The sequence below is a fragment of the Brachybacterium muris genome (assembly GCF_016907455.1).
GTDB lineage: Bacteria > Actinomycetota > Actinomycetes > Actinomycetales > Dermabacteraceae > Brachybacterium > Brachybacterium muris.
Genome location: NZ_JAFBCB010000001.1, coordinates 1415191 through 1428262 on the forward strand (window position 1 = coordinate 1415191; position 13072 = coordinate 1428262).

Consider the following 13072-nt stretch of genomic DNA (forward strand, 5'->3'; position numbering starts at 1 on the left):
GCCCGGCGCCGCCGGTGTGCGCGTGGTGCGTGTGACGGAGGACGACTGGGAGTCCCACCGCGACCTGCGGCTGGACATGCTGCGCGATGCGCCGCGTGCGTTCTGGGCGAAGCTTGCCGAGGTGGAGGAGCGCACCGAGCAGCAGTGGCGTCAGGAGATCCGCGGCCCCCGCATCCACCTGCAGGCCCGACGCGGGGAGCAGGTGCTGGGAAGTCTCGCCGTGCTGCCGCAGGGGTACACCGACGAGCACGTGATCGGGGAGGACCAGGCCATCCTCGTCTCCCTGTGGGTGCGACCGGAGGCCCGCGGCACCGGTACCTCCCGCGCTCTGTTCCGGGCCGCCGCGCGGGTAGCGCTGGACCTGGGTCGCCCTCACCTGCTGCTGGAGGTCGACGACGCCGGCCACGCCGCACGCCGCCTCTATGCCCGCCTGGGCTTCACCGAGACCGGCACCCGGCATCCTCGCGAGGCCACCGGTGGTGAGTGGATCGAGTACGAGGCCCGCGCCGAGACGCTGTTGGCATAGCGGCACCGACGAGGATCCTCACCACGACGAAGGACCCCGCACCGCCGATGGCGATGCGGGGTCCTGGACGTCAGTGGGTCGAGCCCTGGTGCGGGATCAGTCGACGGACACCTCGGGCTTGGCGTGCAGCCGCTCGGTCTCGTCGATGACCTCGGAGGCCAGCGGACGCAGGGCATCGGAGTGGGCGCGCGCGTGGTGGGCGCAGAACATCAGCTCACCGCCGGCCTGCAGGACCACCTTCACGTAGGCCTGGGCTCCACAGCGGTCGCAACGATCGTGCGCGGTGAGCCGGGGGGCTTCGAGAGTCAGGTTCATGCCTCATTTCTAGCACCTGGCGCCCACGAAGCCGAGGGCTGACCACCTCGGTTCGCTGGTGGCGCAACCTGCTGTGAGGGGCGCCGCAATACCCGGTCCGGAGGCCCCCGCCCCGTAAGATCCACAGGGTGTCCACCTCCAGCAGCACCCCCAGGCCCAGCTCGAAGACCGCGTACGACGCCCGCCATCTCCAGGTCCTCGAAGGACTCGAGGCCGTGCGCAAGCGCCCGGGCATGTACATCGGCTCCACCGACTCCCGCGGCCTCATGCACTGCCTGTGGGAGATCCTCGACAACGCGGTCGACGAGGCCCTCGGTGGCTTCGGCGAGTCGATCAGCGTGATCCTGCACCCTGACGCCTCCGTCGAGGTGCGCGACACCGGCCGCGGCGTGCCCGTGGACACCGAGCCCCGCACCGGCCTGACCGGCGTCGAGGTGGTCTACACCAAGCTCCATGCGGGTGGGAAGTTCGGCGGTGGCTCCTACGCTGCCGCGGGCGGCCTGCACGGCGTCGGCGCCAGCGTGGTCAACGCGCTCTCCGGCCGGCTCGACGTGGAGGTGGACCGTGCCGGCACCACCTACGCCATGAGCTTCCAGCGAGGCCGAGCCGGAGTGTTCGCCGACGACGGCGAGCCCCGTCCCGACGCCCCCTTCACTCCCGCCGAGGGCCCGGCCGAGCTGCGGAAGGTCGGCAAGGTCAAGCGCGGCGTGACCGGCACCCGAGTGCGCTACTGGGCTGATCCGCAGATCTTCGTCAAGGGGTCCCACTTCTCCCTGGACGACCTGACCCGTCGCGCCCGCCAGACGGCGTTCCTGGTCCCGGGCCTGGAGCTGTCGGTCACCGACCACCGGCCCGAGGCGTCCCCGGACCAGCCGGCCACCCGCACCTTCCGCTACGACGGCGGCATCTCGGAGTTCGTGGAGTTCCTGGCGCAGGACGAGAGGATCACCGACGTGATTCGCCTGCAGGGCTCCGGCGAGTACACCGAGACCATCCCCGTGCTGGATAAGAACGGTCACATGGTCTCCACCGACGTGGACCGAACCTGCGAGGTGGACATCGCCCTGCGCTGGGGCTCGGACTACGAGACCACCCTGCGCTCCTTCGTCAACATCGTGGCCACGCCCAAGGGAGGCACCCACGTCACCGGCTTCGAGCAGGCGATGGTCAAGACCCTGCGCAAGCAGATCGAGAACCAGGCCCGCCGCGTCAAGTTCAACGCCAAGAACGAGAAGATCGAGAAGGACGACACCCTGGCCGGCCTCACCGCCGTGATCAGCGTGCGCATCGACGAACCGCAGTTCGAGGGGCAGACCAAGGAGGTGCTGGGCACCCCCGCGATCCGCGCGATCGTCGCCAAGGTGGTGGAGCAGCAGCTCACCGCCTTCCTCACCTCCACCAAGAAGGGGGAGAAGGAACAGTCCGCCCTGGTCATCGACAAGGTGGTCTCCGAGATGCGGGCCCGCATCGCCGCCCGCATGCACAAGGAGGTCTCCCGCCGCAAGAACGCCCTGGAGTCCTCCACCATGCCCACCAAGCTGGCCGACTGCCGCACCACCGACGTGGACCGCTCCGAGCTGTTCATCGTCGAGGGCGACAGCGCACTGGGCACGGCGAAGAACGCCCGCACCTCCGAGTTTCAGGCGCTGCTGCCGATCCGCGGCAAGATCCTCAACGTCCAGAAGGCGCCCATCACGGACATGCTCAAGAACGCCGAGTGCGCCGCGATCATCCAGGTGATCGGCGCCGGCTCCGGCCGCACCTTCGACCTGGAGGCCGCCCGCTACGGCAAGATCATCATGATGACCGACGCCGACGTGGACGGCGCCCACATCCGCACCCTGCTGCTGACCCTGTTCCACCGCTACATGCGGCCCCTGGTCGAGGCCGGACGGGTGTACGCGGCGGTGCCTCCCCTGCACCGGGTGGAGATCGTGCACGGCGGCGCGAAGAAGAACGAGTTCGTGTACACCTACTCCGAGGCCGAGCTGAACAAACTGCTGAAGTCGCTCGAGCGCCGCAACAAGCGCTACAAGGAGCCGATCCAGCGGTACAAGGGCCTGGGGGAGATGGACGCCGACCAGCTGGCCGACACCACCATGGACCCCGGCCACCGCACCCTGCGCCGCGTGCGCATCGAAGACGCCGAGGCCGCCAGCGCCATGTTCGAGCTGCTGATGGGGTCCGAGGTGGCCCCCCGCAAGCAGTTCATCATCGAGGGTGCCGAGGAGCTGGACCGCGAGAGGATCGACGCATGAGGTACCTGTCATGACCCTGGCCGTCCGTGTGATCCCCTGCCTCGATGTCGACGCCGGCAGAGTGGTCAAGGGCGTCAACTTCCGCGACCTGCGCGATGCCGGCGACCCGGTGGAGCTCGCCGCCCGCTACGGCGCCGACGGGGCCGATGAGCTCACGTTCCTGGACGTCACCGCCTCCTCCGGTGGCCGGGACACCATGATCGACGTGGTCCGCGCCGCGGCCGAGCAGATCTTCATCCCTCTCACCGTCGGCGGTGGGGTCCGCACCCCGGAGGACGTGGATCAGCTGCTGCGCGCCGGGGCCGACAAGTGCGGAGTGAACACCGCTGCCATCGCCCGGCCCGAGGTGATCCCCGAGATCGCCCGCCGGTTCGGCAACCAGGTGCTGGTGCTCTCGATCGACGCCCGCCGCGTCACCGAGGACACTCCCGAGGGCACGGCTCGCGCCGGCTCCGGCTTCGAGGTCACCACCCATGGTGGCCGCCGCGGCACCGGTATCGATGCGATCGCCTGGATCCGGGAGGTCACCGACCGCGGGGCGGGGGAGATCCTGCTGAACTCCATGGATGCCGACGGCACCAAGGACGGCTTCGACCTGGAGCTGATCGGCTTGGCCCGCGAGGCCACGAACCTGCCGCTGATCGCCTCCGGCGGTGCCGGCGCACCTGAGCACTTCGCCCCTGCTGTGCGTGCGGGCGCCGACGCGGTGCTGGCCGCGAGCGTGTTCCACTTCGGGCAGATGACGATCACCGAGGTGAAGCAGGCGCTGGCCGCGGAGGGCATCACCGTCCGGTGAGTGCCCCGCTGTCGGTCAGCACGGACCGCGTCCCGGGCCGTGATGAGCGCGGCCGCACCGCCCGGCGTCTGGTCAGGGCGGCGGTGGCTACGTTCCTGGTGCTCGCGCTGCTGGGTGCCTGGCTGGTGTGGGACAACCGCCGGCTGGACGTGACCACCTACCGGGTCCCGCTCACCAGCGCCGCGGCTCCCTCGACGGGTTCAGCCACCGACCCGGCCGGCACCGTGCGGATCGCCCAGATCTCCGACCTCCACGCCGCCGACTTCGGCACCTTCACCGATCGCCTGCTGGACGCCACCCGGGACGCGCAGCCGGACCTGATCGCCCTGACCGGCGACATGGTCGATGTGCGCAGCCGCGACCTGAGCGGGGTGCTGGATCTGGCCACCGACCTCACGGCCATCGCGCCGACGTACTTCGTGCTCGGCAACCACGAGGCCGACTCACCGCTGCGCGAGGAGCTCCTGGCCGGCCTCGAGGACGCCGGGGTCACAGTGCTGCGCAATCAGGCGGAGATCACCACGGTGGGCGGCACAGCACTGGTCGTGGCGGGCATCGATGATCCGCGCGTGGACCGCGCCGAGGGCCGCATCGCATCGTCGGCGAAGTCGGATGTGGCGCTCGCCCTGCACGGGCTGGAGGCCGGGGAGGCGGGAGTCGCCGTCGAGGATTTCCCGGTGATCCTCCTGGCCCACCGCCCAGAGCTGCTGGACGCCTACGCGCGCACCCCGGCCGATCTGGTGCTGTCCGGGCACGCCCATGGGGGGCAGGTACGGCTGCCGCTGGTCGGCGCCCTCTTCGCGCCGCACCAGGGCTGGCTTCCCGCGCTCACCGAGGGCGTGCACACCCGTGGGGGCACCACCATGGTGATCAGCAGGGGGCTCGGCAACTCGATCGCCGGGGTGCGCGTGAACGATCCGCGCGAGCTGGTGCTGATCGACCTGGACCTGCCCGCGTGATGGTGCCCGGGTCTCAGCGCTCCACGCGGTAGGTGACACCGATCGTGAGCGCACCACCGCTTCTCAGGACCTGGGCGCTCTCCTTCGCCACGGCGGGCTCCACGCACACGAAGCTCGTCCAGGCATCGTCGGGCATGCCGGCCATGCCGGCGGCGAGCTCCGGCCACGGGTTCCACACCACGGTCTTGGCTGTGCCGCGGGGGCAGGAGACGATGCTGCGGCCACCGGCCACGTCCTCGATGCGCACCTCGGAGTTCACGCTGTAGATGCGGTCGGTGGGGCCGGTCAGCTCCAGTGCCGTGTCCTCCTGGCGGTCCTCCGCCAGGCCCTGGGTGTTGTCCAGGTAGTCGGCTCCCTGCAGGCCGTGGATCCGCAGCTCACGCACGTCGGCCACGGCGAGGTAGGTGTGCAGGGCGGCCTCGACCTCGACCTCCTGGGCCCCGGCGGTGAGGGTGAGGTCCACCGACAGCTCCGCACCGATCCGGAAGCGGGCATCGGCCCGTAGGCCCCCGCCGCTGGGGTCGGCGTCGACCAGTGCCAGCTCCAGCACCACGTCCTTACCGTCGAAGGATGCCTCGGTGAGCTCCCAGGGATGGTTGCGGATCCAGCCGTGCTTGACGGGCTTGTCTCCGGAGCGTCCGGGCCCGAACCACGGCCCCACCAGCGGGATCCCACCACGGATCGCGGCTCCGTCGCCGTACTCCGACAGCTCGCTGAGCCACAGCACGTCCTGCTCACCGGCCGGGGTCCAGCTGGTCAGGTGTGCGCCGTCCAGGTGCAGAACCGCTCGTGCTGCGGGGGTGTCGATCACCAGCGCTTCAGTGCCGTTGACCTGTTCGAGGCTCACGCCGGAGGGGAGGGGGACAGGGGTGCGCTCGGTCACAGGACTCATGGAGCGATCCTATGCCTCCCCTTGCGGGGACCTCCCGGCTTCCCGGTGGTTGCCGCCGGCCCCGGGACGGGGTGGATCGGCGTCAGCCCACCGCGGCGATCGGCACCGCCACCGGGGTGCCGGAGCCGTCGCGGCGGCCCGTCGGCTCGGGCAGCTCGATCGGCTGGCCGGCCTCGGAGCTGGCCCGTGCGGGATGCGGTACCACCCAGGCGCCGATCAGCACGTCCTCCCCTCGCAGGAACCGGTGGCAGCGCACGCCGCCGGTGGCGCGTCCCTTCGCGGGGTACTCGGTGAAGGCGGAGACCTTCAGCGATCCCGTTTGCAGCACCGGCAGGGTGCCCGAGGAGCCCGCGACGGTGACCACGTCCGCCTGGCGGGTCACGTCGATCACGCCGAAGGAGACCACGTGGGCCCCGGCGGTGAGCTTGATGCCGGCCACCCCGCCGGCCCCGCGGCCCTGCGGTCGCACCCCGGAGGAGGGGAAGTGCAGCAGCTGCGCATCGGAGGTGACGAACACCAGGTCCAGGTCGGCATCCTCCTCGAGGTCCACCGCGCCCACCACCCGGTCGCCGTCCTTCAGGGCGATGATCTCGAAGCCGTCGGTGCGGGGGAAGTCCAGCTGCACGCGCTTGACCACGCCCTGGCGGGTGCCCAGGGCGATCGCTCCGCCGCGAGCCACGTCCGCCTCGGCCAGGCGGATCAACGCCAGGGGCTTCTCGTCCTTGCCCAGGTCGATCAGGTCCGACAGCCGCGTGCCCCCGGCCAACGACGGTGCCCCCGCGGTGGGCGCCAGTGACGGCAGGTCCACCACGTTCAGCCGCAGCACGCGTCCCAGGTCCGTCACCACCCCTACCTCGGAGCGGGTGGTGGTGGCCACGTCGGAGACCACCACGTCGTGGGAGCCGCGCGGGCCCTCCCGCAGCAGCGGCCCCTCCCCGGCCACCCGGGCGATCAGGCCGGTGCCGGTCAGCAGCACCCCGCAGGGCTCGTCGGCCACCTCGAGGGAACCACCGGCGGCAGCCACAGGCTGCTCGGCGGCCTCCAGCAGGACGGTGCGGCGCGGGGTACCGTGCTCGGCGGCCACGGCCGCGAGCTCATCGGAGACCAGGCGGCGCAGTACCTCGTCGCTGCCCAGGATCTCCTGCAGCCGCTCGATCTCGGCGCGCAGCTCATCGCGCTCGCCCTCCAGCTCGATCTGGGAGAACTTCGTCAGGCGCCGCAGGCGCAGCTCGAGGATGTACTCGGCCTGGACGTGGGTGAGGTCGAAGACCCCCATCAGTCGGGTGCGGGCGCTCTCGGCGTCGTCACTGGAGCGGACGATCTGGATCACCTCGTCGATGTCCACGATCGCCAGCAGCAGGCCCTCCACCAGGTGCAGGCGGTCCAGCCGCTTGCGCAGGCGGTACTCGGTGCGGCGCCGTACCACCGTGATGCGGTGGTCCACGAACACCTCGAGCAGCTGCTTCAGGCCGAGGGTGCGGGGCTGCCCCTCCACCAGTGCCACGTTGTTGATCCCGAAGGACTCCTCCAGCGGAGTGTGGCGGTACAGCTGCTGCAGCACCGCCTCGGGGTCGTAGCCGGACTTCACGGTGAGGACCAGGCGCAGGCCGTGGTGGCGGTCGGTGAGGTCCTGGTAGTCGGTGATGCCCTGGACCTTCTTGGCCTGCACCGCGTCGCGCAGCTTCTCGGCGACCTTCTCCGGCCCCACCTGGTACGGCAGCTCCGTCACCACGATGCCCTTGCGGCGGCTGGTGACGTTCTCGATACGGGTGGTGGCGCGCATCTTGAAGGACCCGCGGCCGGTGCGGTAGGCGTCCCGCACGCCCTCCAGCCCGATGATCCGACCGCCGCTGGGCAGGTCCGGTCCGGGCACGAACCGCATCAGCTCCTCGAGCTCCGCGTCGGGGTGGTCGATCAGGTGACGGGCGGCGGCGATGGTCTCGACCAGGTTGTGGGGCGCCATGTTGGTGGCCATGCCCACGGCGATCCCGGCAGCCCCGTTGACCAGCAGGTTCGGGTACTGGGCGGGCAGCACCTCGGGCTGGGTCAGCTGGTTGTCGTAGTTGGGCACCGTGTCCACGACGTCCTCGTCCAGCGAGTCCGTCATCAGCAGGGCGGCCTTGGCCAGGCGCGCCTCGGTGTACCGGGGGGCAGCGGGGCCGTTGTCCAGGGAGCCGAAGTTGCCGTGCCCATCGATCAGCGGCAGGCGCATGGAGAACGGCTGCGCCATGCGCACCAGGGCGTCGTAGATGGCGGTGTCGCCGTGGGGGTGGAGCTTGCCCATCACCTCGCCCACCACGCGCTGGCTCTTGACGTGACCGCGGTCGGGCCTCAGGCCCATCTCCGCCATCATGTAGAGGATGCGCCGCTGCACGGGCTTGAGGCCGTCCCGGGCGTCAGGCAGCGCCCGCGAGTAGATCACGGAATAGGCGTACTCCAGGAAGGACGCCTCCATCTCGCTGGTGACGTCGATGTCGAGGATGGTCTCCTCGATCGGCTCGCTGCCGGCCTCGGGCTTGGTGCTGCGTGATCTGGCCATGGGGGACATCATGGCAGGTGGAGCGGTCGGATCCCCGCAGGCGGGAGTGTGGATCGCGTCTACCCGGGCCCCGGCCGGGTAGGATCCGGACATGGCAGCCCGGCGCGAAGGACCCCGCCCCCCACGACGCCGCCCGGTCGTGCAGGAGCCTGCCGCGACGCCGTACCCGGCGCACTGGGAGGCCGACATCGCCCTGCGGGACGGATCCGCCGCCCACCTGCGGCCCATCCTCCCCAGCGACGCCGACGCCCTCCAGCGCTTCCACGAGAGGCAGTCCGAGCAGTCCCGGTACCTGCGGTTCTTCGCCTCCATGCCACGGCTGTCCCCCCGCGACCTCGAACGGTTCACGGTGGTGGACCACCACGACCGCGTCGCCTTCGTGGTGCTGGTGGGGCAGGAGATCATCGCGGTGGGCCGCTACGACCGCATCGAGCCGGACGAGGCCGAGGTCGCCTTCAACGTCTCGGACTCCCGTCAGGGCACGGGTCTGGCCTCGGTGCTGCTGGAGCACCTGGCCGCCGCGGCCCGCGAACGCGGCATCAGCACCTTCACCGCCGAGGTGCTCCCGCAGAACACCCGCATGTTCAACGTGTTCTCCGACGCCGGCTTCGACGTGGCGCGCGCCTACGACGACGGCGTGGTCCAGGTGTCCTTCCGCATCGACCCCACCTCCCGCTCCCTCGCGGTGATGGCCGAGCGCGAGCACCGCGCCGAGTCCCAGGCGATGGAGCGCCTGCTGCATCCCTCCTCGGTACTGCTGGTGGGGGTCTCCACGCGCGCCGACTCCCCGGGCGGGCGCTTCCTCGCCGCCCTGGAGGCCTCGGGCTTCGACGGTGCCATCCACGTGATCGCCCGCGACGCCTTCGAGATCCGGGGCCACCGTGCCCACGCCCGTATCGCTGATGTCCCCGGTCCCGTAGACCTCGCGGTGATCGCTCTGCGCCCGGAGGCGTGCCTGGAGGCGATCGAGGAGTGCGCCGGGATCGGCGTGCGCTCCGTGGTGATCCCCACCGAGGGCTTCAGCGACACCGCCGACGGGCGCCGCCTGCAGCGCGAACTGGTGGCCCGGGCCCGCCTGCACGGCATGCGCCTGCTGGGCCCGGGTGCTTTCGGCTTCCTGCGCACCGGGGAGGATGAACCGATCTCGGTGTCCCTGTCCCCGGCGCTCCCGCCGTCGGGCAGGGTCGCCCTGGCGGCGCAGTCCAGTGCGCTCACCGCCATGCTGCTGGCCGGGGTGGATGCCCGCGGGGTGGGCGTGCACGAGTTCGTGGGGGTGGGCAACCGTGCGGACGTGTCCCTGAACGACTGCCTGCAGCACTGGGAGGACGACCAGCAGGTCGAGGTGATCGGCCTGGCCCTGGAGTCGATGGGCAATCCCCGCAAGTTCAGCAGGATCGCCCGCCGGCTCACCCGCAGTACCCCGCTGATCGTGCTGCGCCCACCGGCCGCCGACACGTCCGTGCCGCCGGGGCATGACGTGCGCCGATCCACCCTGCCCCGCCGCGCTCTGGACCAGGTGCTGCAGGCTGCAGGCGTGGTGCAGACCGGATCGGTGGAGCACCTGATGGACGTGGTGGACGCCGTGGGCAGGCAGGGCCGGCCCCACGGCCCCCGCGTGGGACTGCTGTCCAACACCCCCGCCCTCGGTGCGGCCCTGCGCGGAGCGGCCGACGAGTCGGGGATGCAGGTGGTGGTCGACAACCGCAGCGTTCCCCTGGCCGCGGACCAGCGCCTGGTCCAGCGAGCCTTCACCTCGATGGCGGCCCTCGGGCACGCCGACGTGGTGATCGCGGGCGTCCTGGACCCCCTCACCGGGGACCCGGTGGAGGTGATCCGGCAGATGGCACTGGTGGCCCGCCACAGCGAGGTGGTGCTGCTGGTGTGCCTGATCACCAGCCAGGACCGCTTCGAGAAGGTGCGCCGCGCAGTCCGGGCCGATCCAACCCTGCCGCCCGTGCACGCCACCCCCTACAACGCCGTGCGCGCCGGTGCGGGGATGCTGGCCACCATCCGCCGCCCCTCCCTGGAGAATGAGGAGCCTGCCCAGCGGGACGACGTGGACCGCGCCGCCGCCCGAGACCTGGTGGACGAGGCCCTCGCCCAGGGCGGAGGGCGCTCGATCGCCCTGGACGCCGACGGCACGGCTGCCCTGCTGGGCGCCTACGGCATCCCCGTCCTGAGGTCGATCCGGGTGGCTGATTCCGATGCCGCCGTCGAGGCAGCCGCGGAGCTCGGCTACCCCGTGGCGCTCAAGAGCACCGACCCGGTGCTGCGTCACAGGGCCGATCTCGGCGGGGTGCGGCTGGCCCTGCCCGATGCCACCCAGCTCAGGCACGCCTACCAGGAGATGCGCCGCGAGCTGTCCTTCTCCACCGCCCCGCTGGAGGTCCAGTCGATGGCCGCTGCCGGTGTGCCGGTGGTGGTGCGCAGCACGGAGGACCCCTCGCTCGGACCGGTGGTGTCACTGTCCGTCGCGGGGGATGCCACCGATCTGCTGGACGACATCGCCTACGCCATCCCTCCGCTGTCGGAGCGGGCCGCCGCCGCGCTGGTCGATGCTCCCGCGACCGCGGTGAAGCTGCGCGGGGTACGGGGGCTGCCGGCGGCCGACAGGGCCGCCCTGGCCGACATCGTGGTGCGGGTGGGCCTGCTGGCCGAGGACCTCCCCGAGGTGGCCCAGCTGGAGCTGTACCCGGTGGTGGTGGCGCACACGGGAGCGGTGGTGGTCGGCGCCCGTGTGGAGCTCGGCCAGGCTCCCAACCGCACCGACGGGGCACGCCGGGTGCTCGGCAGCGTGGGAGACTGGACCGATGACGAGAGCACTGCCTGCTGAGCTCCTGGCCGATCTCGAGACCGCCGGGTACTTCCCCCAGACCGCTGCCGCGAGCATGCTCGCCTCCCTGCGCGGAGCGCGGCCCCTGGGCTACCTGGTGCGACCGGAGACCACCTTCGACGGCCCCGAGGTGCGCCGCCACCTCACGGTGCTGGTGCTGACCGCCGCCCATCTGCTGATCACGCACCTGGACGACGACCCGGCCGACGCCCTGAACCCCAGCCAGGTGGTGGCCACCACGGAGCGGGTACGGCTGCAGAGGGTCACCGGCACCGGCCTGTCCCAGGTGTTCGACACCGACGGACAGCGCGTGCCCCAGCAGGAGGCCGAGGTGACCATCGGCATCACCTGGAACGGCACGCGCCGCATGGACCTCGAGCGGGCCGTGTGCGACGACCCCTCCTGCGAGGTGGACCACGGCTTCACCGGCACCCTGGCGCCGGCCGATCTGGCCCTGCGCATCAGCGCCCTGGCGGACGGCCCCCGCGCGGTGAGCGACGCGCTCCACTTCCACGGCCTGCTGGTCGACGCGATCGACGCCCTCGACGACGCTCGCAGCTGAGGGCCTTCGCCGTGCCTGACAGCGCCGCTGTGCCCGAAGAGCTGGCCCCCGACCTGCTGCCGCCCCCGTTCTCCGGCGGCGCGCGCCCCGGCCTGCTCGACGTCCTGGCGCCCCTGGCCGCCGAGACGCGCACCGGCCGCGACCTGGTGGTGCTGGTGGACGGGCTGGGGTGGGGTCTGCTGAAGCAGCACCGCGCTCTCACCCCGACCCTGCGCGCACTGGCGGGGGAGACCACGAAGGTGCGCACCGTGTTCCCCTCCACCACCGCCACGGCGATGGTGTCGCTGCACACGGGGCTCGCGCCCCTGCGGCACGGCGTGCTGGGGCTGATGACGCGCGACCCGGCCACCGGGCGAGCCGTCCACGAGCTCACCGGCCACCCGGGTGTGGACCCGGGGGCCTGGATGCCGGAGCCCACCGTGGTGCAGTCAGGCGGTCGTCGCGCGGTGCAGGTGGGGCCGCGCAGGCACGCCGGCAGTCACCTCAGCGGCATGGCTTACCGGGGCTGGGAGTTCCAGGGCCATGGCCGGGACGACCGGATCGCCGTGACGCTGCGTGCCCTCCGGCGTGCGGGGCCGGACGGGCTGGTGCACCTGCACCTGGACGACGTGGACCATGCCGGCCACCACCACGGGATCGACTCGGACCAGTGGCGCGAGGCCCTGATCGAGGTGGACTCCGTGCTCGGGACCCTGCTGCGCAGGCTCCCGGCCGGCACCCGGGTCCACGTGACCGCTGATCACGGCATGGTCGACACCGATCCGTCGCATGTCGTCGAGCTCGGCGACCATCCTGCGCTGGAGCGTCTGATCGCCTCGGTGGCGGGGGAGCCCCGCGCCCTGGCGCTGACCGCGGTGCCCGGCGACGACGCCGCCGGCGAGCTCGCGGCAGGTCTGCGCGAGCTGCTGGGGGAGCGGGCCGTGGTGCTGGAGCGCCCCGCGCTGCTCGCCTCGGGCCTGCTGGGCCCCGTCGGCGCCGAGGTGCCCGCGCGGGTGGCGGGCAGGCTGCCCGAGGTGATGGTGATCGCGAGGGGCCGCTGGACGGTGGATCTGCTGTCGCGCAGGCCCGAGGGCACCAAGCGGCTCATCGGCGTGCACGGCTCCCTCACCGACGCCGAGTCCTGGGTGCCCGTGGTGCGCACCACCACCTGAGGAGGGGAGCTCGCGTCCTCACCTGAGGACCGACGCCCGCGCCGCCTGATGCGCAACGATTGCGAACCCCGCATCGCCGGTGGCAGCGGCGGTCGCGATCGCCCTTTCGACCAGCAGCAGCAGCGTCCTGCCGCTGTCCTCCTCGCCGGCCACCTCCACGTAGAGCTGCTCGAGCTGGCTCACGTGCTCCCGGACCACCTCGCGGGAGCGCTCGCCGATGGCCTGGCCCCGGGTGTTGGCG

Annotated in this window: 11 protein-coding genes; 7 read left to right on the forward strand and 4 right to left on the reverse strand. The window is 71.8% G+C overall.

Going from position 1 to position 13072, the window contains the following annotated elements; translation table 11 throughout:
- The first annotated feature begins 22 nt into the window (after positions 1 to 22).
- Positions 23 to 526, forward strand: a complete 504-nt coding sequence (locus tag JOD52_RS06535) for a GNAT family N-acetyltransferase (protein WP_259886308.1) — start codon at positions 23 to 25, stop codon at positions 524 to 526.
- 96 nt (positions 527 to 622) lie between these two features.
- On the opposite strand, the gene JOD52_RS06540 is transcribed toward JOD52_RS06535, so the two are convergent.
- Entirely contained in the window at positions 623 to 841 is a 219-nt protein-coding gene (locus JOD52_RS06540; protein WP_017823662.1) for a DUF7455 domain-containing protein, read from the reverse strand.
- A 128-nt stretch (positions 842 to 969) separates the two neighbouring features.
- Between JOD52_RS06540 and JOD52_RS06545 the strand changes: the two genes are divergently transcribed.
- Genes JOD52_RS06545 through JOD52_RS06555 form a run of 3 tightly spaced genes read left to right on the forward strand, consistent with a single transcriptional unit; the run spans position 970 to position 4854 of the window.
- On the forward strand, positions 970 to 3099 hold the full coding sequence (locus JOD52_RS06545) for a DNA gyrase subunit B (RefSeq protein ID WP_204409130.1): 2130 nt from the start codon (positions 970 to 972) through the stop codon (positions 3097 to 3099).
- Between the two features lie 10 nt (positions 3100 to 3109).
- Positions 3110 to 3895, forward strand: a complete 786-nt coding sequence (gene hisF / locus JOD52_RS06550) for an imidazole glycerol phosphate synthase subunit HisF (protein WP_204409131.1) — start codon at positions 3110 to 3112, stop codon at positions 3893 to 3895.
- Entirely contained in the window at positions 3892 to 4854 is a 963-nt protein-coding gene (locus tag JOD52_RS06555; RefSeq protein WP_204409132.1) for a metallophosphoesterase, read from the forward strand. Before hisF ends, JOD52_RS06555 begins: the two co-directional genes overlap by 4 nt.
- Positions 4855 to 4867: 13 nt before the next feature.
- On the opposite strand, the gene JOD52_RS06560 is transcribed toward JOD52_RS06555, so the two are convergent.
- A complete protein-coding gene (locus JOD52_RS06560; RefSeq protein ID WP_239551821.1) occupies positions 4868 to 5746 on the reverse strand; it encodes a D-hexose-6-phosphate mutarotase in 879 nt (292 codons plus the stop codon).
- Positions 5747 to 5828: 82 nt separating this feature from the next.
- Positions 5829 to 8285: a DNA gyrase/topoisomerase IV subunit A gene (locus tag JOD52_RS06565; protein ID WP_204409133.1), complete on the reverse strand. Its 2457-nt coding sequence runs from the start codon at positions 8283 to 8285 to the stop codon at positions 5829 to 5831.
- A 91-nt stretch (positions 8286 to 8376) separates the two neighbouring features.
- Between JOD52_RS06565 and JOD52_RS06570 the strand changes: the two genes are divergently transcribed.
- Genes JOD52_RS06570 through JOD52_RS06580 form a run of 3 tightly spaced genes read left to right on the forward strand, consistent with a single transcriptional unit; the run spans position 8377 to position 12831 of the window.
- The gene (locus tag JOD52_RS06570; RefSeq protein ID WP_204409134.1) at positions 8377 to 11118 is read left to right on the forward strand and encodes a bifunctional acetate--CoA ligase family protein/GNAT family N-acetyltransferase; all 2742 of its coding nucleotides are present in this window, start codon (positions 8377 to 8379) and stop codon (positions 11116 to 11118) included.
- Positions 11096 to 11680 (forward strand): DUF5998 family protein, encoded by a 585-nt coding sequence (locus JOD52_RS06575; RefSeq protein WP_204409135.1) that lies wholly within the window; start codon positions 11096 to 11098, stop codon positions 11678 to 11680. The genes JOD52_RS06570 and JOD52_RS06575 overlap by 23 nt, the downstream gene beginning before the upstream one ends.
- Positions 11681 to 11691: 11 nt before the next feature.
- Positions 11692 to 12831: an alkaline phosphatase family protein gene (locus JOD52_RS06580; RefSeq protein ID WP_204409136.1), complete on the forward strand. Its 1140-nt coding sequence runs from the start codon at positions 11692 to 11694 to the stop codon at positions 12829 to 12831.
- An 18-nt stretch (positions 12832 to 12849) separates the two neighbouring features.
- On the opposite strand, the gene JOD52_RS06585 is transcribed toward JOD52_RS06580, so the two are convergent.
- Positions 12850 to 13014, reverse strand: a complete 165-nt coding sequence (locus JOD52_RS06585) for a hypothetical protein (protein ID WP_204409137.1) — start codon at positions 13012 to 13014, stop codon at positions 12850 to 12852.
- Positions 13015 to 13072: the final 58 nt, after the last annotated feature.

What these genes read in the sequence shown, in the direction of transcription:
- JOD52_RS06540 (WP_017823662.1), bottom strand. Translation starts at nt 841, where the DNA reads ATGAACCTGACTCTCGAAGCCCCCCGGCTCACCGCGCACGATCGTTGC.
- hisF (WP_204409131.1), top strand. Translation starts at nt 3,110, where the DNA reads ATGACCCTGGCCGTCCGTGTGATCCCCTGCCTCGATGTCGACGCCGGC.
- JOD52_RS06560 (WP_239551821.1), bottom strand. Translation starts at nt 5,746, where the DNA reads ATGAGTCCTGTGACCGAGCGCACCCCTGTCCCCCTCCCCTCCGGCGTG.
- JOD52_RS06565 (WP_204409133.1), bottom strand. Translation starts at nt 8,285, where the DNA reads ATGGCCAGATCACGCAGCACCAAGCCCGAGGCCGGCAGCGAGCCGATC.
- JOD52_RS06570 (WP_204409134.1), top strand. Translation starts at nt 8,377, where the DNA reads ATGGCAGCCCGGCGCGAAGGACCCCGCCCCCCACGACGCCGCCCGGTC.
- JOD52_RS06575 (WP_204409135.1), top strand. Translation starts at nt 11,096, where the DNA reads ATGACGAGAGCACTGCCTGCTGAGCTCCTGGCCGATCTCGAGACCGCC.